This window comes from Azotobacter chroococcum (genome assembly GCF_002220155.1).
GTDB lineage: Bacteria > Pseudomonadota > Gammaproteobacteria > Pseudomonadales > Pseudomonadaceae > Azotobacter > Azotobacter chroococcum.
In genome coordinates, this window is the sequence record NZ_CP011836.1 from 1 (window position 1) to 25,083 (window position 25,083).

Here is a 25,083-nt window from a genome sequence, read left to right on the forward strand (position 1 = left end):
TGAACTTCATCGTCAAGAAAGGCCTGTCGGCCCAGTTCGACGAAAGCTCCCTGAAACTCAGTTCGGTTAAGTGAGGACTATTCAAAATGACCCGGAAAATTTTCGTCCTGCTGGCGCTTGTCGGCGCGATCACCGGCTGTTCCAGCCTCAAGATCGGCGAGGAGGAATACAGCTGCAAGGGCATGCCGGAAGGCGCCACCTGCATGTCCGCCAGGGAAGGTGTATGCGGCCACCGATGGCGGTGCCTACAAGACGGTGCTGCGCCAGGAGCAGGACAAGGGCACTGCGAAGAAAGGCAAGGACAAGGAGAAGGAGGGCAAGGAGAGCGAGCCGGAAACCCGCGTGCTGGTCGCCGAAGGCGCCGACAACACGCCGCTGCCGATGCGTGTGCGCAGCCGTTGCCGATCCGCAGCCAGGCGGTGGTCATGCGCATCGCCGTCGACCCGTGGGAGGACGACAACGGGGATCTGTACGTGCCGGGTTTCGTCTATACCGAGATCGAGCCGCGGCGCTGGGAGATCGGCACGCGCAATCCCCAGGTGATCCCGTCACTGCGACCGTTGACCGTCCAGAAGTAAGCTCCTCGAAGATTGTGGGATGAAAGTTGCGTTTCATCCCACAAAAACAGCCTGTCGTGACAGGCTGGATGCGGCCAAAAGCGGACTTGTTTATCCCTAGTGCAGTTTTCAACCAACATCCTGTTCAAGTGGCGGGAGCTGTTCACAACCGTAATAGGTGCAGACTCGCTCCATCACCTCAGCGCTGGTCAGCGGGCGTTCGGGTTCATGGATCGCCCGCTTGCCATGCACCCAGCGGGGCTCGATCCGGTTCAGCCAGGGGCTCTTGCTCGGCAGGCGGCAGGTTACGATCCGTACGCCACCCTCGGCCCTGGCCCGGCGGTTGTGCGCCCCGATCCAGGCCCGCACCCGGTGGCTGATATGCCAGCTGGCGTTGTCCCAGATCATCAGCAGCGCCTTCTTCCCCTCGCTCGCCAGGCGCTCGCAGACCCACTCCAGGAAGTCCTCGGTCACCTGGCTGACCGGGCGGCCCTTGACGAAACGCAGCAGCATCTGCCCCGTGTCGGCGCGCAGCAGGCCATAGCAGCTCAGCGCCTTGGGTCCGGCATCCTGCGGATCCACCGACAACTGCTGCAGGCGCAGGGCCTGACCCGCGCTCCAGGCCTTCAGGGATGGGCGCGCAAAACGACTCCACCAGACCTCGTCCTGAAAACCCAGCACCCAGTCCGGGTGCGTTGTGGCCAGTTCGATCAGCCAGTCGCGTCGCTTTTTTTGCGCGCATAGTGGGGATCCGGGCTGGTAATCCAGGTCTTGGCCCGCTTCCAGCCCACGCCCAGGCGTATCAGCGTCTGGCGGATCGACTCATAGCTCAGTTGCCGTTCGGTCAGCCCCTGCTCGAAGGCCACCTCGGCGGCCAGGCTCAAGGTCCACAAGCGGGTGGGCTTGCCGAAATCGCGGGGGCTGCGGTGCAGCAAAGAGCGCAAGCGCTCGGCCTGCGTGCCCGCAAGCAAGGGACGGACACGTTTGGGCCGATGCGACTTCTCCGTCAGGCAAGACACCCCCTCGGCGGCAAAGGCCCGCAGGGTGTTGCGTACGGTTTGCGTGGCGCAGCCGAACAGAGCGGCAATTTCCGTGGCGGTCTTGCCGTCAGCGCTGGCCAGCAGGATCTGGCAGCGCCGCAGCGTGAAGGCTTCCCGGGCACGCAAGCCAACCTGCAGGGCCTGCCGTTCCTCGGTAGTCAAAGGGCGAACGAATAGAGGTGCTTTCATGGGGCATAGCATCGCCTGATGCCATAATTTCCACAACTTCATCTATGAAACTGCACTAGCTCAGTTGCCCGACATGAGGCTCAGAGGTCTCCCGCAGTTTGCGGTTTTTCTGTAGCTCGGCGCAGAGCCCAAGGGCAATCGCATGAAGGCTACCCAAGTCCGAGAAGTGCAGCGCGATAGGTATCGGAGGTGGATGCAACCAGGCGGCGGGCCTTGATGCCACCCTTCTTGCCGGTGGGTCGAGCCGAAACAGGTTGAGGACGAGCTGTTTGAGCACGGCCAGGTTGTGTGCGGCGTATTGTGTCCTGGCACGCATCTGGTCATCGGCGAAGGCGACATCCATGCACCAGTGCAGTTGGTTCTCGACGCTCCAGTGCGCACGTATGGCTTGGGCCAGGCGCTGGGCATCGGCAGGCAAGCTGCTGATATAGCAGCGATATTCTGTCGTTTGCAGACCCTTGACCTGCCTCGTGGACTCGATGACGGCAAAGGACTTCAGGTCCTGCCGTTCGGGGCGAGGCAGGCACTGCAGGGCATCGAACGCATGGCAGCGACGGATCTCCAGGCGCCCGTGATCCTTTTCCACCGTCTCGAAGACCGTATGCGGGGTCTTGTCGGGCGAGGCCTGGTAGCACGCGAAGAAATCCCGGATGGCCTCGGCCAGGGTAGGCTGGTTGTCCTTGACCGCCAGGACATAGTCCGCGCCTCGCTGGCGGATCGCCTGGGCGATGCTGGCCTGGGTGCCCATCGCGTCGAGCGTGACGATACAACCTTGCAATGCCAGTACTTCCAGCAACTGGGGGATCGCGGTTTTCTCGTTGGATTTCGCCTCGGTCGAGTGTTGGCCCAACACCAGGCGGGCATCTGCCGCAAAGGCACTGACCAGGTGCAGCGGTGTGGCATCGACCTTGCCCGAGCGCCGGCTGGTCTTGCCGTCGATGGCGACCACCTGCGCCCCCAGCACCGGCACGACCGATCCCACCCAGCGCCTGAACGCCGCCTCGAACTGTGCCGGATCGATCAGCCCGAACAGACGGCCAAACGTGTCATGCGAGGCGATCCGTGCTTCAGCTCCAGGTAGTTTCGTAGCCAGTCGAGCTTCTCCGTGGCCCATGCCTCGATCTCCACGAACGTATCCGCGCCCGAGAGCACCGCGCTGACAGCGACTACCAGCATCTCCACCAGATCGTGTTCGACCTTGCCCGCTTGCCGAGGATCGTCGATCGAAACAAAGACTTCGGCCAGGCTCGGTCTGTCTGCTTGCTGCATCGTGTATCCCTCCTCGACAAAGAGAAGACACGCTACACCAAACCTGCTCGGGCTAAAGCCGCTTGAAGCGACAGGCGCATCCGTTCATGCGATTGCCCTGATTTTTGGTTCTTCGCGGGATCGTGGGGAAGAGCGGATTGACAGACAGGGAAGCAGGTAAATTGGCAGTCGCCAAACACACCAACGCCTGCCCCCTGCTGTCATCGTGCATCCTATTGATCTTGCTGCTTTCTGGCCAGGCTACGACGTCGTAGCCTGCAGCCACTCCGCCGAAAACACCCTTACGCTGACCCTCGAACCTCGAGCGGCCGACCTGCCACGCTGTGGTCGCTGTCAGCACCAGCCCTTTCAAGGTCTTTGCGTAAACTCTCCCGATGATCAAGCGGGAGGGCAAGACGATGTGGGATGCGATTCTGGCGCGCTTCGAGAAGCAGGCACCGGCCAGCGTCATGGCACGGCTGGCGCTGGAGCGGGCGATGCCGGCCGCCTGGATCGACGAAGTGTTCGAGACCCACCGGCAGCGCCAGTATCCACGCGAGCTGCTGTTTTCCACGGTGGTCGAGCTGATGTCGCTGGTTTCCCTGGGGTTGCGCCCTTCGCTGCACGCCGCCGCGCGCCAGATGGACCACCTGCCCGTATCGCTGGCGGCGCTGTACGACAAGGTCAGGCGTACCGAGCCGCCCTTGCTGCGGGCCCTGGTACAGGGCAGCGCCCAGCGCCTGGCGCCGATCGTCTCGGCCCTGGGCACAGCGCCCTGCCTGCCCGGCTGGCAGGTGCGCATCGTCGACGGCAATCATCTGCCGGCCTCGGAGAAGCGCCTGGCGCCGCTGCGCAACCAGCGCGCCGCCGCTCTGCCGGGGCATTCGCTGGTGGTCTACGACCCCGACCTGGACCTGGTGACCGATCTGGCGGTCTGCGAGGACGCCTATGAAAGCGAGCGTACCGGCGTCCTGCCGCTACTGGACAGTGCCCGGCCGGGGCAGCTGTGGATGGCCGACCGGCATTTCTGCACGCGCGCGATTCTCCAGTCGCTCCAGCAGGCCCGGGCCGATTTCATCGTGCGCCAGGATGCCAAGCATCCGCGCATCGTTCGCGAGGGGCCCTGGCACGACCGGGGCCGGGTGGAAACCGGCTGGGTACTCGAACAGGACATCCACATAGACGAGGGCCAGACGCCCTGGCGCCGCATCGAGCTGCGTCTGGATCGGCCGACGGAGTCGGGCGAGTCCGTGCTCTGGCTGTGGAGCAACCTGCCCGCGACGATCGACGCCCGGCAGGTTGCCGAGCTGTACCGTCGGCGCTGGCGTATCGAGGGGATGTTCCAGCGCCTGGAGTCGGTCCTGCAGAGCGAGATCCGCAGCCTGGGCCATCCCCGGGCGGCGCTGCTGGGATTTGCCGTGGCGGTGCTGGCCTGCAACCTCCTGGCGGTGCTCAAGCGCAGCGTCGAGCAGGCCCATCGCGAACAGCTTCCCGAGGGCTGGGAGGCGTCCCCCTACCACCTGGCGGTCCAGGTCAGAAGCCGTTACGAGGGGATGCTCGTCGCACTGCCGGTGGAGCACTGGCCCGCCTGGGCCGACGACTCGGCCAGCACACTGGCACAGCGCCTGTTGGCATTGGCGCGGCACATCAAGCCCAGCCAGGTGGCCACCAGCAAGCGCGGCCCAAGGTGAAAAAGACCCGGGAGTGGGTCGATAGCGCCGCAGCCCGCGCTCATGTGTCTACGGCCCGTGTAATCGAGGCCTCGAAAGGTAAGAGACCTTGAAAGGGCTGATCTTCAGTCGGCAAACCAGACATCCACCTTTGCCGGGTTTGCCGCCATCCAACTGCGGGCCACCTGCTCGGCCGGCTTACTTTCCACTACCATTTGCCGTTCTAATTCGGTGGCTACTGAAATCCCGAGCCGCACACGGCCGAGAACCCTGCGAGTACGCTCGGGAAGCTGCTGCCAGACCTCCTTGCGTACCACCACCACGGCGCGATCGACGCCGAAGATCCCTTGCGGATCCTCCAGTACCCGCAATGGGTAGACTGCATTCAGATATTGGGGCTGCCACAGGGGCATCACCATCCATCTGCCACTAGCAGAGGCCTCGGCGAGGTGCCGGGCCCACTCCTCGGGCGGAGCCACCTTTAGCCTATAGCCTGCTTGCTCCAGCCCGTAGCGCCGCATGATCTGCTCGGAGCCATTCATCAATCCCGAGCCAGGTCCCACACCGACTATCTCACGGTCGATACGCGAGGTCACCGCGGGTTTCTTCAGATCGTCGATGGAGCGAACCATCTCTACAGGTACGTGAGCCGGCACAGCCCAGTACAGTCGAGCGTCTTCATAAAGGGTAGCCGCCTCTACCAAGCGATCTGCAAGCGGCGCCTGCAGCGGTCCGTGCGCATGGGGTAGCCAGGAGGCTACCAGCAAGTCGACATCGCCATGTCCCAAGCGGCCGTAGATGTCCGGATGGTTGCCCTCAACTATCTTCAAGGAGTGGCCGAGTCGGCTGAGAACTTCCTTCACCACCGCGGCACTCGCCGTATAGAAACTGAGATTGACCTGTCCTACCACGAGTTCCCGTGGTTCGGCCTTGGCCAGGAGGGCACTGCAAATTACGAAGGAAAGCACGAGGACATACGCGAGTTTCTTCATGGCAGAGGCTTCGTTCGATCGATTGGAAGAAAGAGAAAGGCATCCGATGGGGGCGTCACCTTCCAGTGCGGGTATCCTGAGGATGCGACGAGGAAAGAGTTAGGCTTCGATTGCCTATGAAGTTCCGACCGGGAATGGGCCAATCTCATCTTTCGACTCTTGCCGGCTTCCCACAACAACAAAAGCGTCGTCGCCCTTGGTCCAGAAACGCTGCCCCAGTTCAGGCGATCGAATCAAGCACACCGCCGTCCACCCGCAGCGCCGCGCCGGTGGTGGCCGAGGCCTGAGGCGAGGCTGCGTAAACGACCAGATTCGCCACCTCTTCTACACGCGCGGCACGTTGGATGAGCGAGCCGGGACGATGCTTCATCACGAAGCTGGCCGCAACCTCTTCCATGGATAGACTCGACGCCTCCTGTTCCTCCTTCAACATTGCCTCCAATCCATCGGATAGGGTCGGGCCCGGCAATATGGCATTGACGGTCACACCGCTACCGGCGACCCGTTTGGCCAGGCCTCGGGAAACCGATAGGTTGGCGGTCTTGCTGAAGCCGTAGTGGATCATATCGACGGGGATGTTCAAGGCCGACTCCGAGGACAAGAACAGCACCCGCCCCCATCGGCGTTGCAGCATGCCAGGCAAGTAGGCACGCGACAGGCGGACACCGGACATGACGTTCACTTCGAAAAAGCGCGTCCACTCCTCATCCGCAATCTCGAAGAAATCCTGCGGCCCGTAGATGCCGGCGTTGTTGACCAGGATGTCGGCTGCCGGCTCTGCTGCGACCAGGGCAGCACATCCCGCGATACAACCAACGTCCGCCGCCACGCCGCGGACGCTCGCATCCGCCAACTCTCTGCGCAGCCGCGACACGGCGGACTCAACGCCGGCCGGGCTGCGGCCATTCACTACTACCGTGGCGCCGGCCTGCGCCAGTCCTCGGGCGATGGCATAGCCGATGCCCGCGGTGGAACCGGTAACGATGGCAGTCTTGCCGGAGAGATCGATTTTCATGCAATTCATCCTGATCGGTTGTGAGTTTGGGAGCTCATTCAGGGGGGCGGTTGGACGCTGTACTGGCTGCGCCTGATGGATAGTTAGGGTGTATCGGGATAGACGGCCGCCCCAGCGGCCGGCCGGGTGCCCTCCAGGCGCAGTGCTACCAGGGCCACGATCAGGGCCGCGAGCGGTATCAGTGCGGCTACCCAGGTGAGAGCTGCCAATCCTGGGCCATGAACAATCACGAGTCCTCCCAGCCAGGCCCCCAAGGCGTTGCCGAGGTTGAAGGCGGCAATGTTGAAGCTTGATGCCAGGCTCTGGCCGGCACCCTGCGCCTTCTCCAGTACCCACATTTGCAGTGCTGGCACGGTGGCAAAAGCGCTTGCACCGAGCAGTCCGACGAAGATCACGGCCAGAGCCTGTTGGTGTAACGCCCATGTCATCAGGCCGAGTACGGCAACTAGGGCCATCAGGCTGCCCAGCAGAGTCGGCTGCAGATGACAGTCGGCTAGCCGGCCGCCTAGCAGATTGCCTACTACCAGGCCCGCACCAAAGACCAGCAGGATGGGTGACACAGCCGCCTTGTCGAAGCCGGTGACATGCATCAGGAGCGGTGCGATATAAGTGAAGACGGCAAACACGCCCGCATAGCCCAACACAGTCGTCAGCAAGCCAAGCAAGACCGGACGGCGCGCCATCGCTTTCAGGTCGCCGCGCCAATCGGCCGCTTCGGGCCGGTGACGATCCGCTGGCACGTACAGTTGCAGTACCAGCAGCGCCACGACGCCGACCCAGGTTACGGCCCAGAAGGTCGCACGCCAGCCCAGAGCCTGTCCCAGCCAAGTGCCGAAGGGAACGCCTAGGATGTTGGCCACCGTCAGGCCGGTGAACATCGCCGCGATGGCCGAGGCGCGCCGGTCCGCCGCAACCAGGCTGGTGGCGACCACCGAGCCGACGCCGAAGAAGGTGCCGTGGGCGAAGGAGGTCAGCACGCGTGCCGCCATCAGGGAGCCGTAGTCGGGTGCCAGCGCGCAGGCGGCGTTGCCGAAGGTGAAGATCGTCATCAGGCCGAGCAGCACGACCTTGCGTGGCCAGCCGGAAGTGGCAGCTGTCAGCAGCGGTGCGCCGACCACCACACCTAGCGCGTAGCCGGAAATAAGGAGGCCGGCGGCTTGGACGGAGACGCCCAGATCGACACTGATCTCCAGCAACAACCCCATGATGACAAATTCGGTGACACCGATACCGAAGGCACCGGCCATCAGTGCATAGACAGCAAGAGGCATGAAACGAATCCTATGTATTCATCTGTGAGATGGATGAATCATGAATTCGAATCAACTTACTCAGTAGACCGACCTCAAGAACAAAAGTTGTGAATCTATTTCAAGAGAAGGTCTTCGCCCTGGTCTTCGCGCCAATAGCCTGTTCACGATCAGGAGCAGTAGGACGGGAATGAGCTGTTGATTTTTCGCTCGCTGTTCCTCCCCTGGCTCCCAATCGGCTCTCAACCGCTTAGTCTTACTGTGTCATAAACGTGGATAGCCCAAACCGCCGTACAGGTCCCGGCAATACTCAAGCATCAGGTAGACACCCAGTTGATGACGCAGCGTCGTGATCGAGTCCGCCACATGCCGCTGTGCGCGCTGGCCGACCGCGGGGGCGGTAATCCGCGGGAAGCGCAGGTACCGTGCACCCCATGAGGTTTTTTTTTCCTTGGCCATCCGGTCCGGACAGGGCCTCACGGCGCAGGCGCTGCCCGAGCAGAAAACCGTAGGCGGCGATGCTCAGGCTGGCATGGTGGTGGAATCCCCGCCAACCGCGTCCCTCGTAATGTCCCAGCCCCAGGTCCTGCTTGAGATCCTGATAGTCGCGCTCGATACGCCAACGCAGGTGGGCGATGCGCACCAGTTCCGATAGCGGCGTGTCCTCCTCGAGCGTGGACAACCAGTAACGGGTCGGCTCGGCCTGCGTGAGGGGCCATTCGATCAGCAGCCATTGCTGCGGGTGCAGCCGCTGTTTTGCCGACACGCTGCCGGCAGGGCGTACCCGTACTGCAGCGAAACGCCCGCTCAGTGGTTCGTTGGTTCCCTGGCGCCAGGTGAGTTCCGTAAAGAGCTCGGGCGGCAGCGACAGGGCCAGCTTCTTCACCGACAGTGGTCGATGCTCCGGCGAGCGCCGCGTGGCTACCGGTGGGCGCCCCTTGCCCGTCCAGGGCTTGGGCGGCAGCGGCTGCTGGCCGGGCGGCCATACCCGCACGACCGAGGTTATCCCAACCACATAGGGCAGCCCCATGGCCGTCAACCCCTGGCGAAAAGCGCTGTCCACGCCGTAACCGGCATCGGCCACCACCCAATGATGGGGTTCCCCGGCTTCGAGCAACGCCTGCAACTGCGAAAGCGCTATCTGGGGCTTGGTGGCAAAGCGGACGTCCTCGGGTACGCCGGCCTGGCGGCGCCGCCCGGCATCTTCGGCCCACTCCCGGGGCAGGTACAAGCGCCAGGCTACCGGCAGGCTGGCCTGTTCGCACGCCAACGAGACGCTGACCGCCACCTGGCAGTTGTCCTGCTTGCCCAGCACCCCGCAGTACTGGCGTGCCACGCCCACCGAGTGCCGTCCCTTCTTCGGGAAACCGGTGTCGTCCACGAGCCAATAGCTGCCAGCGGACAGATCCATTGTCGGCAGGACCCACCGGGCCACACGGCGCAGCATTTCGGTATCCGACCAGTCGGCCTTGGCCACGAAATGATGCAACGCCTGGTGCCGGGCACTGGCATGCAGGGGGTCGAGGTGTGCCGCCATGGGCTCCACGCTCTTGCGCGCCAAGGGCAGCATCAGGCCTGAGCAATAGCCGCGCAGCCCGGCTTCCCGGTCGGCATGTCCCAGGCCGGCCGCCAGATGCGCCAGGTATTCGTCGAACCGGATCATCGAGTCCATCGTCGGTCTCCTTCGAACTGCCGAAGATCTACTGACGATAGCTCAATTTAGTGACACAGTAAGATTAGGCAAACTCAGTGATGTCATTGCTCCGTGAGCCGCATACCACCGGCCCAACTTGACGGTTACCCCGAGGGCTGCAGTGTGAATGAGATGCTCGGAAGGCAATGCCGAACAGGGTCAACTCATGAGTTGAATTCAAATCTATTGTTACGAGTCACTCATTTTTCCGACCAGCCATCGCAGGGATACTGCCGGCCTCACCAAACGATATTGCGGGGCTGCCTGTCGGTTACCCCATCACTTGGCCATCCTTCAAAATGTCAAAAAACGCACCCTTTCCCTCGCTATGCATGACCCTCTGCACCGCCTTAGTGTTAGGACAGGCAATGGAGTCAACCCCAGCCGCCGATTGGCTCCTCTTCGTACTCGGCCAGTCTTTATCCACTGACGAGGAAGGGAAAGAACATGCTGCACACTGATTACGTGGCCTGGAGCTGGACGCCGGGCCTGGGGATCGACGGCCTGCGGCGGGTCCGCCGGTCCCTGCCGCACCCCGCCGCGGGTGAGGTCCTGATCGCCAACCGGGCGCTGGCGCTGAACCCGGTCGACTGGAAAATGATCGAGTGGGGCCATCCGGCCTGGCGCGAGGGACAGGTACCTGGCGTCGATGGCGTGGGCGTGGTGACGGCCGCTGGCAATGGTGTCGATATCGTTCCGGGAACCCGCGTCGCCTATCACCAGGCGCTTGGGCGGGACGGTAGCTTCGCCGAATACTGCCGCGTCGAGGCCGCCACCGTTCTGCGGGTGCCGGCCGCTCTCGATGACGCCGCGGCCGCCTGCCTGCCCTGTCCCGGCCTGACCACCTGGCAGGCGCTGGAAAAGGTCCCACCCGCGCCCGGGCGCGACGTGCTGGTGGTCGGGGCCGGTGGTGCGGTCGGCCTGTTCCTCGTCCAGCTCGCCCTGCAACGCGGTTGGCGCGTCTGGGCCACTGCTGCGCCGTGTCATCACCGGCGGCTGCTCGGGCTGGGCGTCGTGGGAGTGTTCGACTATCGGCAAGGCGACTGGGTGTCCGTCCTGCGGGAGCGCCTGGGCGAGCGCCGGCTGTACGCGCTGTTCGACACGGTCAGCGGCCGGCATGCTGCGACGCTCGCGCCGCTGCTGGGCTACAACGGACATCTGGTTTGCATCCAGGACCGCCAGGAGACGGCCCCCCTGCCGGCCTTCGGCACCGCCCTCTCGCTGCACGAGGTCGCTCTGAACAGCGTTCACGCGCATGGCAGCCGCATCGACCGGCAGGAGCTGCGTCAGGCCGGGGAACGGTTGCTGCAGGCGTTGGCCGACGGCAGCCTGTTGGCTCCGGATCGCCGTGTCTTCGCTTTCGATGCCTTGCCAAATGCCCTGCGGGCGCTCAAAGGCGGGAGCGGTGGAAAATGGGTCGCGCAGTTGCAAGCTGCGCCGACCACCCAACATGAGCTGTAAGAGGAAAATCGCTATGGATCTCGGTATCGCCGGACGCTGGGCGCTGGTCTGCGCTTCCAGCAAAGGACTCGGCAAGGGCTGCGCGATGGCCTTGGCCCGAGAAGGGGTGAACCTAGTCGTTAATGCCCGCGGCAGCGAGGCGCTGGAAGCGACGGCGGCGGAACTGCGCGCCCTGCATCCGGCGATCAAGGTGCGCAGCGTGGCCGGCGACATCGGCCGCAACGAGGTGCGCCGGGCCGCGCTGGATGCCTGCCCACAGGTCGATATCCTGGTCAACAATGCCGGCGGGCCGCCGCCGGGTGACTTCCGCGACTGGACTCGCGAAGACTGGCTGCGGGCCGTGGAGGCCAACATGCTCACGCCAATCGAGCTGATCCGGTCTACGGTGGACGGCATGGCCGCACGCGGCTTCGGCCGGGTGGTAAACATCACCTCGGCGGCGGTGAAGGCGCCGATCGACATCCTCGGCCTCTCTAACGGTGCGCGCAGCGGTCTGACCGGCTTCGTCGCCGGCCTGGCCCGCCAGCCCAACCTGGCCGGACGCAACGTGACGCTCAACAACCTGCTGCCTGGGGCCTTCGACACCGAGCGCTTGCGCCAGACTCTGAGCACCACCGCTCAAGCCTCGGCGCAAAGCCCCGAGGCCATCGGCGAGCAGCGCCGCCGGGGCATTCCGGCTGGCCGCTTCGGGTCCTCCGACGAGTTCGGCGCCTTCTGCGCCTTTCTCTGCAGCGTCCACGCCGGCTACATGACCGGCCAGAATCTGTTGCTCGACGGCGGCCATTATCCCGGCACCTTCTGAGCCGAGCCGGTATCGTGGCTGGCCACACAGGGTCGGCCCCTTCCGGAGATCCCGCTATCTTCGTCCAAAAAGGAATCGAAAATTGAAAGCGATCGATGTCAGTGTTTCCATAAGCATCGCCCGCCCAGCTGAACAGGTCTGGTTGCTTCTCGGCGGATTCGACCTTCTGCCCCGCTGGGTCGACTCCATCGCCAGCAGCCGGCTCGACGACGGCGGGCGCCTGCGTTATCTGGAAATGGCTGACGGGGTGGTTATCATCGAGCGCCTGCTGGAGTTCAGCGAGAGCGAGCGCCACTACAGCTATGCCCTGCTCGAAGGCCCACTCCCCGTATCCGACTATCTCGGCCGGGTATCCGTCCGTGACGATGGAGAGGGCCGCTCGCTGGCGACTTGGTCCAGCCGCTTTCGCAGCGAAAAGGCCAACGAGGTCGAGATAGCCACAGACCTCGAGAGCTTTTATCGCACCGGCCTGGAGCGGCTGAAAGCGATGTTCGAAGCGCAGCAGCCGGTCACGGGGGCTTCATGAACGCCTGCAGGCGCGGGACCATGAAGTCGAGGAAGTTGCCCAATCGCATTGTCATGCCGCCGATGACTCGCTCACGGGCCAGCCAATCCGGCGATGAGGCAAACGAACTGATGGCAGAGTATTACGCACAACGTGCAAGCGCCGGCCTGATCGTCAGCGAGGGCACCTGGATTTCGCCGATGGGCAAAGGCTATGCGTTGACCCCTGGCATCTACACCCAGGCCCAGATCGCCGGCTGGCTCAAGGTCACCGACGCGATGCACGCTACCGGTGGGCGCATGTTCGCCCAGCTCTGGCACGTCGGGCGACTCAGCCACACCAGCTTACTAAGCGGCCGCACACCGGTGTCCTCTTTGGCGATCCAAGCTGAGGATGTCAAGGTGTTCATCGACAAGGACGGCCAGCCCGGTTTCGTTCAAGGAAATCCTGAAAAAGACTTCCCGATTCTGCTGAAATACACTCGATCCCTTGCCCGAGTTTCCCGATGAAGCAGCTGCCTTCCAGCATTACAACGAGGAGCATCCGCACAGCGCCTTGAACTACCGCTCGCCTCGGGAGTTCAGGCGGATAACCGCAACATCAACTTAACGGGGTTGCGGTGTCCGGTTTGATAGGGACAAGTCCAGGCTGTCTATGTAGTTCGTTTATTTATAATGTAGGTTTGTGTGCGGCGAGGCCATGCTGTCGCGCCTGCCGGCGAAGTTCCCAACATATCAATTAGATAAAGGACTAACCAAACAGGCCACTAGGGTTGGGCTGACCTGATTGGCTTTGGTCACCCATTCGTGGCCAATCCGGACTTACCTGAACGCCTACGCGTGGGCGCCGTACTGACTGAGCATCATCGCGAAACGCTGTTTGGCGGCGATGCCAAAGGCCTTACTGATTATCCGACGCTGACTCCAGTCAGCCTCTAGTCATGCAATGAAGGTGACATCTGTGAACCACATTAAACGCCTCGCGCTCGCCTCAATGATTGGTCTGGCTAGCCATGCCGCCGTTGCGGCCGACTGGTATCCATCGGCCTATGGCCCGAACGACGAAATCGGTGCAGCGAACCTACTCACCCCGGATGTAGTGAGGGAAGCAGTCAAGCTAGTGAAGACCGGCAAAACCTATCCTCTCGCCGTTCCCGTGAACAAGGACCTACCGGCGTTTCGTCACCGTAGTTTCAAACTCTACAATGTCCAGCCGGGCGAGCAGGCTGGACTGACCCTCGGGCCGAACAAATTCAGCTTAAACGACGAACTGGTCAACGCCTGGACAGGTGTCGGCACCCAGCTCAATGGCATCGGCCATATCGGCATCGACAACGTTTATTATAATGGCAACAAGGCAGCTGACTTCGTCACTGTCGAAGGGGTGACAAAACTTGGCATCGAGAAGGTGCCGCCGTTGGTCACCCGTGGTGTAGTTCTGGATATGACTGCGCATTACGGAAAAAGCATCGTGCCGGGCGGCACCGAATTCACTGTTGCCGATATCAAGGCGGTGCTGGAGAAGCAGGGCGTCTCCCTGCGCAAGGGCGATGTAGTGCTGTTTAACACTGGCTGGCTGGAGTTGATCGGCAAGGACGACAAACAGTTCCTCGCCGTGGAACCTGGTATCGGTATGGAAGCAGCCCAGTGGCTAGCCGACCAGGGCATCGTTGCGTTCGGCGGTGATACTTGGGCCTCGGAAGTTTATCCTAATCCATCTGGAAATGAAGAATTCCCAGTCAACCAGTTCATGCTGGCCAAACGCGGTATCTACAATCTAGAGCTGATCGACAGCCGTGCCTTGGTGCGTGACAAAGCATGGGAGTTTTTATTCGTACTTGGACAGCCGCTTTATGTGGGCTCCACCCAAGTCAATATCAATCCAGTGGCGATCCGATGAACTCACATGCATAAGGAACTGAAAAAGCCCCACTTTCACGAGATCACATGCCCTGTAAGCCGGATGGTTACTGGCTTGTGATTTTCAGAAAAAGTCTTTTTTAGATCATCCCTCCTACTGTGTCATAAATGCGCTAACTTATTGATGTATCGAGAAAAACTCTTGCTTACCGGTGATAGAAAATCTCTTTTAAATCCGGGACTTATCTATTTTTATGACACAGTAATACTAATCTTACTGTGTCATAAAAATAGACAAATTCTTGACTTAAAAGAGATTTTCTACCGCTAGCAAGCAAGAAATTTGTTTGATACATCAATAAGTTAGCGCATTTATGACACAGTAGTACTAAGGTCCCACAGACCATCAAAAACGATGGTTTTCCGAAAATCCCAGACACAGCAAGGGCTTGTAAGGCAGGCGCAGGGCCTAAGTGCGGTTTCGGTTCCGTTGCTCCCCAAACCCCAGGATCAGCAGCAGCGGGCAGAGCACTTCGGCGAACACGGCCAGCGCCAGGGTCGGCGCGGCGCCAAGGCCAAAGGGATCTTCGATGCGTTGCAGTTCGCTTTGCCAGTGCAGCAGCTTGGGCAGGCCGTGCACTTGGAGGAGCAGCAGGGCTGCGCCAACGCGCATGAACAGTAATGCCCAGACGCTGGAACGGTCGATCGGAGACATGGGATGCACCACGGAAAAGGAAAAGGGAGCGGCGGCGCTGCTCCCTTGCTCGGGCTCAGTGGCCTTCGCTGGCGTTGAACATGGTCTTGGCGTAGATCAGGCCCAGGCCGTAGGCGCCGCCGTGCTCGATGGAGGTCTTCACGGTCTGGTCGTAGGTCTCGCCACGGGCCCAGTCGCGCTGCAGTTCCAGCAGGTACTGCAGGGAGGTCATCGGGCGCGCGCCGAGTTGGATCATTCGTTGCAGGGCCATTTCGTGGGCCTCGGTGGAGACGTCGCCGCAGGCGTCGGCGATGACGTAGACCTCGAAGCCCTGGTCGATGGCCGACAGCGCCGGACCGACGATGCAGACGGAGGTCCACAGGCCCGCCAGGGCGATCTTCTGCTTGCCGAACTTGTTCACTTCCACGGCGATGCGCGGGTCTTCCCAAGTGTTCATGCTGGTGCGGTCGATGACCTTGTGCTCGGGGAAGACCGACTTGATCTCGTCGAAGATCGGGCCGGAGAAGCTCTTCTCGGCGACGGTGGTGAGGATGGTGGAGACGCCGAATTCCTTTGCCGCCTTGGACACCAGGGCGGCGTTGTTGCGCAGGGTCACCGCATCGATCGACTTGGTCGCGAAGGACATCTGCGACTGGTGGTCGATCATGATCAGGGTGTGGTCGGTGGGGTTGAGCAGGGTCTTGCCGGGAACGGCCGAGGCGGTCGCCATGGGAGTGTCTCCTTGAGGTGGGGTGCGCAGCGGTTGCGCAAGGAACACCGGCACGGGGCCGGCGGATATGGGCTGACTATGGGGCCGGCGCCTTCCTGTTTATTGGACCTGTGTGCTCGCGGTGGGAGCAGACATTTTGATGCAAATGTTCGATACGCGACGAAGCGGCGCGGCTACAGTGGCGCCCCTGGAAAACGGGCGCGCCTTGCCACCGGCCCCGCGCGCGTGATTGAGTGAAGGAGACAGCAGTGAAGAAGACAGTGGCCATGGTGCTTTACGAGGATGTCCTGGCGCTGGATGTGACGGGGCCGCTGGAGGTGTTTTCCATGGCCAACCGCTACCTGCCGCCGGAGCACCACTATCGGTTGCTCACGGTGGCGGCGGAGCGCGACCGGGTGCGCGCCTCCAGCGGGCTAGCGCTGGAGGCGGACCTGCACATCGACGACTTGCCGGCGGGCGTGGACCTGCTGCTGGTGCCCGGCGGGCCGGGCGCGTACAACGGCGACACCTCGCTGTTGTCCGCCTGGCTGGCGCAGGCGGCGCGCAGCGCGAAACGCTACGGAGCGGTGTGCACCGGGGCCTTCATCCTGGGGGCGGCGGGGCTGCTCGACGGCTACCGTTGCACCACCCACTGGAACTACCTGGAGCGACTGGCGCAGCGCTGCCCCCACACCCAGGTACAGGCCGAGCGCATCTACGTCATCGACCGCAACCTGATCACTTCCGGAGGCGTCACGGCCGGCATCGACATGGCCCTGGCGGTGGTCGCCGAGGATCACGGCAAGGACATCGCCCTGGAAGTCGCCAAGGTGCTGCTGGTGGTGCTCAAGCGCCAGGGCGGGCAGGCGCCGTTCGGTCCGCTGCTGGCGTCGGTGGTGCGCGACGGCTCGGCCATTGCCCGCGCCCAGGCCTACGTGGTGGACCACATCGACGAGCCCCTGACGGTCAATCGCCTCGCCGAGCTGGTGGCCATGAGCCCGCGCAACTTCTCCCGCGCCTTCCAGCGCGAGACCAGGCTGACGCCCATGCAGTACGTACAGAGCGCACGCATCGACCATGCGCGCAGGCTGCTGGAGAGCAGCGACCTGCCGTTGAAGCTGGTGGCCTGCCGCAGCGGCTTCGGCAGCGCTCGGCACATGCGTTCGGTGTTCGGCGAGCGGATCGGCATGACGCCGAGCCAGTATCGCGAGCAGTTCGGCTGCGCCTGAGCGCGAAGGGCGGTTCTGACCGTCCGGCGCACCCATCTTGGCCGGATCGTTCCCCCCGGATGAATTGCACTGTCACACGGGCGCGGGAAAATAGCCCGATCCATCATCAGGGGCGCGTCACCTCGGTTCGAACCAGATCGCCTGAAGGCCCAGTAGTGGAGCGATCCGTTTGAACCATGACGTGAGCAGGACATGAGCGCAACCACTGAGCCCGGCACCGAGACCATCCTGCAGTTCGGCCGCTTCCAGTTCCATCCATACCGCCGCCAGCTGTTGCAGGGCGACCGCCCGGTGCGCATCGGCAGCCGGGCGCTGGACATCCTCCACGTGCTGATCCGCCAGCCCGGGGAAATCATCGGCAAGGACGCGATCATCGCCCAGGTCTGGGGCGATACCGTGGTCGAGGAAGTCAACCTGCGCGTGCACATCGCCGCCCTGCGCCGCGCCCTGGGCGAGGGGCGCACCGGCGAGCGCTACATCGCCAACGTGCCCTTGCGCGGCTACGGCTTCGTCGAGGTGGTGGAGACCCTGGTCGCGCCGCGGCAACCCCTGGCGTCCCCCTGTGCGATGCGCACCAGCAACCTGCCGGTCCTGCTGATGGGGCTGATCGGCCGCCAGGTGCTGATCCAGCGCGTGGTGAACCAGCTGCCGCGCACCCGCCTGCTGACCCTGGCCGGGCCTGGCGGTATCGGCAAGACCTCCTTGGCAATCCAGGCCGCCGAGCAGTCGGGCGCGCACTTCCCGCGGATGTGCTTCCTCGACCTGTCGAGCGATCCGGACGGCATCTCCCTCAGCCAGAACCTCGCCGTGCTGCTGCGCGAGCCGGTGGACGAGCCGACCCTGCTGCTCTTGGACAACTGCGAGCACCTTACCGAGCGCTGCGCCGAGGCCGCCGAGCACCTGTTGCGCCTGCACCCGCGGCTGAACATCCTCGCCACCAGCCGCGAACCGCTGCGTGCCGAAGGCGAGCACGTGCTGCGCCTGCCGCCGCTGGAGGTGCCCGAGCGCGACGACGCGCCCCTGGCGCTGGCCATGTGCAGCTCGGCGGTGCAGCTGTTCGTGACGCGCGCGCGGGAGGTCTGCGACCGCTTCGACCTCAAGCCCGACCAGGTGCGAGCCATCATCGCCATCTGCCGGCGCCTGGACGGCATTCCCCTGGCCATCGAAATGGCCGCGCGGCAGGTGGGCGTCCTCGGCCTCAGCGGACTGCCAGCGCTGCTGGAGACGCCGCTGCAATTGCTCATGCCGGGGCGGCGCACCGCCCCGGAGCGGCAGCAAAGCCTGCGGGCGACCTACGACTGGAGCTTCGGCCTGCTCAGCGCCGCCGAACAGCGCTGCCTGCGCCTGCTGGCATCCCTGGGGGAAGCCTTCACCCTGGACACGGCGGTGGACTCGCTGCACGGCACCCGGCTTTGTCGTGAATGCATCTTCGCCGCTGTGCACCAGTTGGCGGACAAGTCGCTGCTGTGGATCGAGCAGGACGAGCGCGGGGTGAGCTACCGGGTGCCGCACACCGTCCGCGCCTACATGCAGCAGGTCAGCCCGCCAGACGCTGCCAGCCCAGTGGCGTGACGCCTTCCAGGCGGGTGAAGATGCGGCAGAAGTGCGCCTGGTCGCAGAACCCGCACTCCAGCCCGATCTCCGCCAGCGGCAACCGTGCCTCGGCCAGCAGCCGCTTGGCCTTCTCCACCCGCTGGCGGCGCAACCAGGCCTGTGGCGTCGCCCCGGTGCTGACCTTGAACTTGCGGGTGAAATCGCTGCGCGAGAGCGCGCAGGCCCGAGCGAGGACGGTCACCTCGATGCCCGCGTCCAGATGCTCCAGCAACAGCGCCAGGGCGCGTTCCAACTGCCAGGACGCAAGGCCCCGGCGGACAGGTCTGGCGAGGTCGGCATGGGACACGGCTGGGCACTCCGGCGGACGGTGGGGGACCCAGCATCTGCAAAGGCGCCGGAGGCGGCGAGTTAAAGCGGGTTAAACCTGGTTAATGGCGGTGATGCAGCACATGCGTCCAATGCACTGCCGGTGCGCACCGTCATAGTGGTGCGACTCTCATCAGCCGCGAGGCCGCCATGGCCGCCGATGCCATCGATCTGAACAGCGTGGTGACCCTGGTGGTGCACCACAAGGTGCGCCGCCAGGCCCTGGCCAGCTACGAGGCCTGGCTGCGCCGCACCGTGGCGGCCGCGCGCCTGCAGCCCGGCCACCTGGGCGTCAACGTGATCCGTCCGGACAGCGGCGGCGCGATGTTCACCACCGTGGTGCGCTTCGCCCAGGCCGCGCAATTGCAGGCCTGGATCGATTCCGCCGAGCGCGCGGCGCTGGTCCGTGAAGTGTCGCCGTTGCTGGAGGAGGGCGACCATCCGCTGATCCACAACGACGCCGAGTTCTGGTTCACCCCGGCGCGTGGCGGCGTTCGCCCGCCGCCGAAATGGAAGCAGGCGATGCTCACCTACGCGGTGATCTGCCCGCTGACCATGGTCATCCCGCGCCTATGGGCGCCCGTGTTCGAGCGCTACCCGGCACTGGCCGGGGTGGTGCCGAGCAACCTGCTGGTCACCCTGTGCATCGTGGTGCCGGTGGTGTTCCTGATCATGCCCTGGGTCACCCGCCTGTGCGCGGGCTGGCTCAGCGCCGACTGATTTCCCTCCGCGGCGCCATGCCGGCGCCCCTTCCCACAGCGACCTGCAGCGCAGGCAGAGGAGTTGTCCATGAGCACTTTCGTAACCCGCGACGGCACCGAGATCTACTACAAGGACTGGGGCAGCGGCAAACCCGTGCTGTTCAGCCATGGCTGGCCGCTGGATGGCGACATGTGGGAATACCAGATGGAGTACCTGAGCAGCCGCGGCTACCGCACCATCGCCTTCGACCGTCGTGGCTTCGGCCGTTCCAGCCAGCCGTGGAGCGGCTACGACTACGACACCTTCGCTGATGACATCGCCCGCCTGATCGAGCACCTGGACCTGCGCGACGTGACTCTGGTCGGCTTCTCCATGGGCGGCGGCGACGTCAGCCGCTACATCGGCCGCCATGGCACCCCCCGCGTGGCCGGGCTGGTCCTGCTGGGCGCGGTGACACCGATCTTCGGTCGCAGCGCCGACTTCCCGCAGGGCGTGGAAACCGCCGTGTTCGACGGCATCAAGGCCAGTCTGCTGAAGGACCGCGCGCAGTTCATCGCCAACTTCGCCGCTCCCTTCTACGGCACCAACCATGGCCAGACCGTCTCCGATGGCGTGCTGACCCAGACTCTGAACATCGCCCTGATGGCATCGCTCAAAGGCACCCTAGACTGCGTCACCGCGTTCTCGGAAACCGACTTCCGCGCGGACCTGGCCAAGGTGGACGTGCCGACCCTGGTAATCCACGGCGACGATGACCAGATCGTGCCCTTCGAGACCACCGGCAAGCTGGCCGCCGAGCAGATCCCGGGCGCCGAGCTCAAGGTGTATGCCGGCGCGCCCCATGGCTTCGCCGTCACCCACGCGCAGCAGCTCAACGAAGACCTGCTGGCCTTCCTGCAGCGCGGAGGAATCCGAGCATGAGCAACGCTGACCTGATCCTGTTCAACGGCAAGCTGCACACCGTCGATTCCGAGCGCCCGCAGGCCACCGCCGTGGCCATCGCCGATGGCAAGTTCCTCGCCGTGGGCAGCGACGCTGAAGTGATGGCCTACCGCGACGGGTCCACCCGGCTGGTGGACCTCAACCGCCGCACCGTCATCCCCGGCCTCAACGACTCGCACCTGCACCTGATCCGCGGCGGCCTGAACTACAACCTGGAACTGCGCTGGGAGGGCGTGCCGTCGCTGTCCGACGCGCTGGAGATGCTGCGCCTGCAGGCCCAGCGCACACCCTCGCCGCAGTGGGTGCGCGTGGTCGGCGGCTGGAACGAATTCCAGTTCGCCGAGCGCCGCATGCCGACCCTCGAGGAATTGAACAAGGCGGCGCCGGATACCCCGGTGTTCGTCCTGCACCTCTATGACCGCGCGCTGCTCAACCGCGCCGCACTGCGCGTCGTCGGCTACACCAAGGACACGCCGAACCCGCCCGGCGGCGAGATCGTCCGAGACGGCAACGGTGAGCCCACCGGCATGCTGATCGCCCGCCCCAACGCGATGATCCTCTACGCAACCCTGGCCAAGGGACCGAAGCTGCCGCTGGAGTACCAGGTCAACTCCACCCGCCAGTTCATGCGCGAGCTCAACCGCCTGGGTCTGACCAGCGTGATCGACGCCGGCGGCGGCTTCCAGAACTACCCGGACGACTACCAGGTGATCCAGCAACTGGCCGACGCCGACCAGCTCACCGTGCGCATCGCCTACAACCTGTTCACCCAGAAGCCCAAGGAAGAGCTGGCCGACTTCAGGAACTGGACTTCCAGCGTGACCTACGGCCAGGGCACCGATTTCCTGCGCCACAACGGCGCCGGCGAGATGCTTGTGTTCTCCGCCGCCGACTTCGAGGACTTCCTCGAACCGCGCCCGGACCTGCCCGGCACCATGGAAGCCGAGTTGGAGCCGGTGGTTCGCCACCTGGTCGAACAGCGCTGGCCGTTCCGCCTGCACGCCACCTATGACGAGTCCATCTCGCGCATGCTCGACGTGTTCGAGAAGGTCGACCGCGACATTCCGTTCAACGGCCTGCCGTGGTTCTTCGACCATGCCGAGACCATCTCGCCGAAGAACATCGAGCGTGTTCGCGCCCTGGGCGGTGGCATCGCCATCCAGGACCGCATGGCCTTCCAGGGCGAGTATTTCGTCGACCGCTATGGCAACAAGGCCGCCGAAGCCACACCGCCGATCAAGCGCATGCTGGCCGAAGGCGTGCCGGTGGGCGCCGGCACCGACGCCACCCGTGTGTCCAGCTACAACCCCTGGACCTCGCTGTACTGGATGGTCAGCGGCAAGACCGTGGGTGGCCTGAGCCTGTCCCCGGAGGGCCTGTCCCGCGAGGTGGCGATTCAGCTGTTCACCCACGGCAGCGCATGGTTCTCCAGCGAGCAAGGCAAGAAGGGCATGCTCAAGGCCGGCCAGCTGGCCGACTTGGCGGTGCTTTCCGAGGACTTCTTCAGCGTCGAGGAAGAGGCGATCAAGACCATCGAGTCGGTGCTCACCGTGGTGGGCGGCAAGATCGTCCATGCCGACCGCGAGTTCGACAAGCTGGCCCCGCCGAGTATCCCGGTGGTCCCGGAGTGGTCGCCGGTGGCCAAGGTGCCGGGCCACTGGCGCCCGCAGGCGCCGCTGCAGAAGGCCGTGCACCAGTGTGTCGGTTCCTGTGGCGTGCATGGCCACGCCCACGAGCGGGCGCGCACCAGGGACGTGCCGGTGAGCGACTTCGCCGGGTTCTGGGGGGCATTCGGCTGTTCCTGCTTCGCGTTCTGACGAGGCGGAATCGCCACCGCGCTACGTGATGGCGCCCTTCACAGGAGCGAGCGAACGGATTCACTGGCTTCTCCGGCGCTGGGACGGTTCGCGAGCCAGCTCGCTCCTACATCGTTCGTGCCGGTTGATGCCGTGGTGCTAGCGGTCACGGGGCGCTCCCTCAACCTGAAGGGAGAGGGGACCTGGTCGGCGCGCGGTGTGCGGCAGGTGTTCGCTTGATGCTGCGGCCATGGGGGGAAGAGAAACCTGTAGGCCGCATGGAAAGCGCCCTCTCCCTTCAGGGAGCGAGCTGGGGAGAGGGCTCTTGTGGCCGGGGCAATGCCAGCGAACCCGAGCCCCTCGATCCCCAGGGCTCGTCCTTGACAACACCTTGAGCCATTTTTCGCTCATAGCCTTTTTACCCCCTGAACCGATCAATAACCGCAATAGCAGTGCGTCCCTCTGATGGGATGTGCGAAGACAGAGCGCCGGTGCATGAGCGCTGACAAAGGAGCCTGCAATGAGTGACGAAAAGAAAGCCAGCTGCCCGTTCCACCAGACGGCCGGTGGCGGTATGTCGAGCCGTGACTGGTGGCCCAACCATCTGAGACTGGACCTGCTGCACCAGCACTCTTCCAAGTCCGACCCTATGGGTGAGACGTTCAACTACGCGGAAGAATTCAAATCCCTCGACCTGGAGGCGGTGAAGGCCGACCTGCGCGCGGTGATGACCGACTCCCAGGACTGGTGGCCGGCCGACTTCGGCCACTACGGCCCGCTGTTCATCCGCATGGCCTGGCACGCCGCCGGCACCTACCGCATCGGCGACGGCCGTGGCGGCGCGGGGCGCGGCCAGCAGCGCTTCGCACCGCTCAACAGCTGGCCGGACAACGTCAGCCTGGACAAGGCGCGGCGGCTGATCTGGCCGGTCAAGCAGAAGTACGGGCGGAAAATTTCCTGGGCCGACCTGATCGTCCTCACCGGCAACGTGGCCCTGGAATCCATGGGCTTCAAGACCTTCGGCTTCGCCGGCGGCCGCGAGGACGTGTGGGAACCGGACCTGGACGTCTACTGGGGCAAGGAAACCACCTGGCTGGGCGGCGACAAGCGCTACTCCGGCGACCGCGAGCTGGAGAACCCGCTGGCCGCGGTGCAGATGGGCCTGATTTACGTGAACCCGGAAGGCCCGGACGGCAATCCCGACCCGCTCGCGGCGGCCCGTGACATCCGCGAGACCTTCGCGCGCATGGCCATGGACGACGAGGAAACCGTCGCCCTGATCGCCGGCGGGCACACCTTCGGCAAGACCCATGGCGCCGGGCCGGCCTCCCATGTCGGCGCCGACCCGGAAGCCGCCGGCCTGGAGAACCAGGGCCTGGGCTGGGGCAGCTCGTTCGGCAGCGGCGCCGGCGGCGACGCCATCACCAGCGGCCTGGAAGTGACCTGGACCTCCACCCCGACGCGCTGGAGCAACAACTTCTTCTGGAACCTGTTCGGCTACGAGTGGGAACTGACCAGGAGCCCGGCGGGCGCCCACCAGTGGCAGCCCAAGCATGGCGCGGGCGCCGGCAGCATTCCCGATGCCCACGACAAAGAAAAGCGCCGCGCACCGTCGATGCTGACCACCGACATCTCCCTGCGCGTCGACCCGGCCTACGAGAAGATCTCCCGGCGCTTCTACGAGAACCCGGACCAGTTCGCCGACGCCTTCGCCCGCGCCTGGTTCAAGCTGACCCACCGCGACATGGGGCCGCGCGCCCGCTACCTGGGCCCGGAAGTGCCGGCCGAGGAGCTGATCTGGCAGGACCCGATCCCGGCAGTGAACCACCCGCTGGTGGACGAGCAGGACGTCGCCGCGCTCAAGGCCAGGGTCCTCGCCTCGGGGCTCTCCGTTTCCGAACTGGTTTCCACCGCCTGGGCCTCGGCCTCGATCTTCCGCGGTTCCGACAAGCGCGGCGGCGCCAATGGCGCGCGCATCCGCCTGGCGCCGCAGAAGGACTGGCCGGTGAACCAGCCCGAACAGTTGGCCAGGGTGCTCGGCGTGCTGGAGGAAATCCAGGCCGAGTTCAACGCATCGAGCTCCGGTGGCAAGAAGATCTCCCTGGCCGACCTGATCGTCCTGGCTGGCGGTGCCGGTGTGGAGGAGGCTGCGCGCAAGGGCGGCCACCAGGTCACCGTGCCCTTTGCGCCGGGTCGCATGGACGCCAGCCAGGAGCAGACCGACGTACACTCGGTGGGCATGCTGGAGCCGGTGGCTGATGCCTTCCGCAACTTCCTCAAGTCGAAGTTCGCCGTGCCCGCCGAGGCGCTGCTGGTCGACAAGGCCCAGCTGCTGACCCTGACCGCGCCGGAGCTGACCGTGCTGATCGGCGGTCTGCGTGTGCTCGGCGCCAACACCGGCGGCTCGCAGAATGGCGTGTTCACCGAAAGGCCCGGCACCCTCAGCAACGATTTCTTCGTCAACCTGCTGGACATGGGCACGGTGTGGAAGCCGACCTCGGCGGAGAACGAGCAGTTCGAGGGCCGGGCCCGCAAGACCGGCGAGGCGAAGTGGAGCGCCAGCCGCATCGACCTGTTGCTGGGTTCAAACTCTCAGCTGCGGGCGTTGTCGGAGGTCTATGGTTGCTCGGACGGCGAACATAAGTTCGTCCATGACTTCGTCAAGGCCTGGACCAAGGTGATGAACCTAGACCGCTTCGACCTGCCGCGCTGATCGGCAAGGGAAGAGCAAAGGCCCGCGAACGAGCGATCGTTCGCGGGCCTTGTCGTTCCTGTTCCGAGGAGAACGTTGCTGGCAGTCGCAAGACCTT

At 64.2% G+C, this 25,083-nt stretch carries 19 protein-coding genes and 7 pseudogenes; 15 read left to right on the plus strand and 11 right to left on the minus strand.

Translation table 11 applies throughout. The features are described 5' to 3' along the window. Positions 1-184 (minus strand): hypothetical protein (locus ACG10_RS24590; protein ID WP_232487313.1); only part of this gene is annotated, 184 nt, incomplete at its 3' end. Here ACG10_RS24590 and ACG10_RS21285 point away from each other — a divergent pair. After that, a pseudogene (locus tag ACG10_RS21285) lies at positions 132-578 on the plus strand (TraV family lipoprotein); the annotation flags it as partial. The gene ACG10_RS24590 and the pseudogene ACG10_RS21285 sit on opposite strands and share 53 nt — an antisense overlap. Before the next feature lie 108 nt (positions 579-686). On the opposite strand, the gene ACG10_RS21290 reads toward ACG10_RS21285, so the two are convergent. The 3 genes and pseudogenes from ACG10_RS21290 to ACG10_RS21300 form a co-directional block, all read right to left on the minus strand. Next, the gene (locus tag ACG10_RS21290) at positions 687-1,238 is read right to left on the minus strand and encodes a transposase (protein ID WP_089168265.1); all 552 of its coding nucleotides are present in this window, start codon (positions 1,236-1,238) and stop codon (positions 687-689) included. A 29-nt stretch (positions 1,239-1,267) separates the two neighbouring features. Continuing rightward, positions 1,268-1,786, minus strand: coding sequence for a helix-turn-helix domain-containing protein (locus ACG10_RS21295; RefSeq protein WP_089168266.1), 519 nt, complete (start codon positions 1,784-1,786; stop codon positions 1,268-1,270). 149 nt (positions 1,787-1,935) lie between these two features. Then, positions 1,936-3,055: pseudogene (locus ACG10_RS21300) on the minus strand (ISAs1 family transposase). Positions 3,056-3,260: 205 nt separating this feature from the next. On the opposite strand from ACG10_RS21300, the pseudogene ACG10_RS24595 reads away from it, so the two are divergent. After that, a pseudogene (locus tag ACG10_RS24595) lies at positions 3,261-3,389 on the plus strand (ISL3 family transposase); the annotation flags it as partial. Between the two features lie 115 nt (positions 3,390-3,504). Next, a pseudogene (locus tag ACG10_RS21310) lies at positions 3,505-4,817 on the plus strand (IS4 family transposase). Between the two features lie 12 nt (positions 4,818-4,829). Here the strand turns inward: ACG10_RS21310 and ACG10_RS21315 are convergent. The 4 genes from ACG10_RS21315 to ACG10_RS21330 form a co-directional block, all read right to left on the minus strand. Continuing rightward, positions 4,830-5,696, minus strand: a complete 867-nt coding sequence (locus ACG10_RS21315) for a glycine betaine ABC transporter substrate-binding protein (RefSeq protein ID WP_040107302.1) — start codon at positions 5,694-5,696, stop codon at positions 4,830-4,832. 220 nt (positions 5,697-5,916) lie between these two features. Beyond that, positions 5,917-6,711 (minus strand): SDR family NAD(P)-dependent oxidoreductase, encoded by a 795-nt coding sequence (locus tag ACG10_RS21320; RefSeq protein ID WP_040107303.1) that lies wholly within the window; start codon positions 6,709-6,711, stop codon positions 5,917-5,919. 83 nt (positions 6,712-6,794) lie between these two features. Then, the gene (locus ACG10_RS21325; protein WP_040107304.1) at positions 6,795-7,982 is read right to left on the minus strand and encodes an MFS transporter; all 1,188 of its coding nucleotides are present in this window, start codon (positions 7,980-7,982) and stop codon (positions 6,795-6,797) included. A 289-nt stretch (positions 7,983-8,271) separates the two neighbouring features. Next, positions 8,272-9,633: an IS701 family transposase gene (locus ACG10_RS21330; RefSeq protein WP_089166638.1), complete on the minus strand. Its 1,362-nt coding sequence runs from the start codon at positions 9,631-9,633 to the stop codon at positions 8,272-8,274. Positions 9,634-10,104: 471 nt separating this feature from the next. Between ACG10_RS21330 and ACG10_RS21335 the strand changes: the two genes are divergently transcribed. The 6 genes and pseudogenes from ACG10_RS21335 to ACG10_RS21355 all read left to right on the plus strand — a co-directional run bounded on the left by ACG10_RS21335 (position 10,105) and on the right by ACG10_RS21355 (position 14,321). Continuing rightward, entirely contained in the window at positions 10,105-11,115 is a 1,011-nt protein-coding gene (locus tag ACG10_RS21335) for a zinc-binding dehydrogenase (RefSeq protein ID WP_040107483.1), read from the plus strand. A gap of 13 nt (positions 11,116-11,128) precedes the next feature. Next, a complete protein-coding gene (locus ACG10_RS21340) occupies positions 11,129-11,917 on the plus strand; it encodes an SDR family oxidoreductase (RefSeq protein ID WP_040107305.1) in 789 nt (262 codons plus the stop codon). 82 nt (positions 11,918-11,999) lie between these two features. Next, positions 12,000-12,443, plus strand: a complete 444-nt coding sequence (locus ACG10_RS21345) for an SRPBCC family protein (RefSeq protein ID WP_227028917.1) — start codon at positions 12,000-12,002, stop codon at positions 12,441-12,443. Beyond that, positions 12,440-12,868: pseudogene (locus ACG10_RS21350) on the plus strand (oxidoreductase); the annotation flags it as partial. The gene ACG10_RS21345 and the pseudogene ACG10_RS21350, both read left to right, overlap by 4 nt. 64 nt (positions 12,869-12,932) lie before the next feature. Further along, a pseudogene (locus ACG10_RS23910) lies at positions 12,933-13,031 on the plus strand (integrase core domain-containing protein); the annotation flags it as partial. Between the two features lie 384 nt (positions 13,032-13,415). Further along, on the plus strand, positions 13,416-14,321 hold the full coding sequence (locus tag ACG10_RS21355; RefSeq protein WP_242672642.1) for a cyclase family protein: 906 nt from the start codon (positions 13,416-13,418) through the stop codon (positions 14,319-14,321). 462 nt (positions 14,322-14,783) lie between these two features. Here ACG10_RS21355 and ACG10_RS21360 read toward each other — a convergent pair. After that, positions 14,784-14,996 (minus strand): annotated as a pseudogene (locus ACG10_RS21360) (DoxX family protein); the annotation flags it as partial. 55 nt (positions 14,997-15,051) lie between these two features. Continuing rightward, positions 15,052-15,705 (minus strand): hydrolase, encoded by a 654-nt coding sequence (locus ACG10_RS21365; RefSeq protein ID WP_040107307.1) that lies wholly within the window; start codon positions 15,703-15,705, stop codon positions 15,052-15,054. A gap of 266 nt (positions 15,706-15,971) precedes the next feature. On the opposite strand from ACG10_RS21365, the gene ACG10_RS21370 reads away from it, so the two are divergent. Then, entirely contained in the window at positions 15,972-16,913 is a 942-nt protein-coding gene (locus ACG10_RS21370; protein WP_040107487.1) for a GlxA family transcriptional regulator, read from the plus strand. Positions 16,914-17,105: 192 nt separating this feature from the next. Next, entirely contained in the window at positions 17,106-18,485 is a 1,380-nt protein-coding gene (locus ACG10_RS21375) for an ATP-binding protein (protein ID WP_089169972.1), read from the plus strand. Here the strand turns inward: ACG10_RS21375 and ACG10_RS21380 are convergent. Continuing rightward, complete coding sequence (locus tag ACG10_RS21380) at positions 18,451-18,813, minus strand: helix-turn-helix domain-containing protein (protein ID WP_089169973.1); 363 nt, start codon at positions 18,811-18,813, stop codon at positions 18,451-18,453. The genes ACG10_RS21375 and ACG10_RS21380 overlap by 35 nt on opposite strands. Before the next feature lie 170 nt (positions 18,814-18,983). Here ACG10_RS21380 and ACG10_RS21385 point away from each other — a divergent pair, with 170 nt between their 5' ends. The 4 genes from ACG10_RS21385 (at position 18,984) to katG (ending at position 24,986) form a co-directional block, all read left to right on the plus strand. Further along, positions 18,984-19,553 carry an antibiotic biosynthesis monooxygenase gene (locus tag ACG10_RS21385; protein WP_040107308.1) on the plus strand — a complete coding sequence of 190 codons (570 nt, stop codon included), beginning with the start codon at positions 18,984-18,986 and terminating at the stop codon, positions 19,551-19,553. 69 nt (positions 19,554-19,622) lie between these two features. Next, on the plus strand, positions 19,623-20,456 hold the full coding sequence (locus ACG10_RS21390; RefSeq protein ID WP_040107309.1) for an alpha/beta fold hydrolase: 834 nt from the start codon (positions 19,623-19,625) through the stop codon (positions 20,454-20,456). After that, positions 20,453-22,294, plus strand: coding sequence for an amidohydrolase (locus tag ACG10_RS21395; protein WP_089169974.1), 1,842 nt, complete (start codon positions 20,453-20,455; stop codon positions 22,292-22,294). The genes ACG10_RS21390 and ACG10_RS21395 overlap by 4 nt, the downstream gene beginning before the upstream one ends. A 499-nt stretch (positions 22,295-22,793) precedes the next feature. Next, on the plus strand, positions 22,794-24,986 hold the full coding sequence (gene katG / locus ACG10_RS21400; RefSeq protein WP_089169975.1) for a catalase/peroxidase HPI: 2,193 nt from the start codon (positions 22,794-22,796) through the stop codon (positions 24,984-24,986). Positions 24,987-25,083: the final 97 nt, after the last annotated feature.

Bases quoted from the DNA above. Each gene is read 5' to 3' on its own strand.
- ACG10_RS21340 (WP_040107305.1), top strand. From the start codon at position 11,129: ATGGATCTCGGTATCGCCGGACGCTGGGCGCTGGTCTGCGCTTCCAGC.
- ACG10_RS21320 (WP_040107303.1), bottom strand. From the start codon at position 6,711: ATGAAAATCGATCTCTCCGGCAAGACTGCCATCGTTACCGGTTCCACC.
- ACG10_RS21395 (WP_089169974.1), top strand. From the start codon at position 20,453: ATGAGCAACGCTGACCTGATCCTGTTCAACGGCAAGCTGCACACCGTC.
- ACG10_RS21365 (WP_040107307.1), bottom strand. From the start codon at position 15,705: ATGGCGACCGCCTCGGCCGTTCCCGGCAAGACCCTGCTCAACCCCACC.
- katG (WP_089169975.1), top strand. From the start codon at position 22,794: ATGAGTGACGAAAAGAAAGCCAGCTGCCCGTTCCACCAGACGGCCGGT.
- ACG10_RS21325 (WP_040107304.1), bottom strand. From the start codon at position 7,982: ATGCCTCTTGCTGTCTATGCACTGATGGCCGGTGCCTTCGGTATCGGT.
- ACG10_RS21385 (WP_040107308.1), top strand. From the start codon at position 18,984: ATGGCCGCCGATGCCATCGATCTGAACAGCGTGGTGACCCTGGTGGTG.
- ACG10_RS21330 (WP_089166638.1), bottom strand. From the start codon at position 9,633: ATGGACTCGATGATCCGGTTCGACGAATACCTGGCGCATCTGGCGGCC.
- ACG10_RS21355 (WP_242672642.1), top strand. From the start codon at position 13,416: ATGATTGGTCTGGCTAGCCATGCCGCCGTTGCGGCCGACTGGTATCCA.
- ACG10_RS21375 (WP_089169972.1), top strand. From the start codon at position 17,106: ATGAGCGCAACCACTGAGCCCGGCACCGAGACCATCCTGCAGTTCGGC.
- ACG10_RS21315 (WP_040107302.1), bottom strand. From the start codon at position 5,696: ATGAAGAAACTCGCGTATGTCCTCGTGCTTTCCTTCGTAATTTGCAGT.
- ACG10_RS21390 (WP_040107309.1), top strand. From the start codon at position 19,623: ATGAGCACTTTCGTAACCCGCGACGGCACCGAGATCTACTACAAGGAC.
- ACG10_RS21370 (WP_040107487.1), top strand. From the start codon at position 15,972: ATGGTGCTTTACGAGGATGTCCTGGCGCTGGATGTGACGGGGCCGCTG.
- ACG10_RS21295 (WP_089168266.1), bottom strand. From the start codon at position 1,786: ATGAAAGCACCTCTATTCGTTCGCCCTTTGACTACCGAGGAACGGCAG.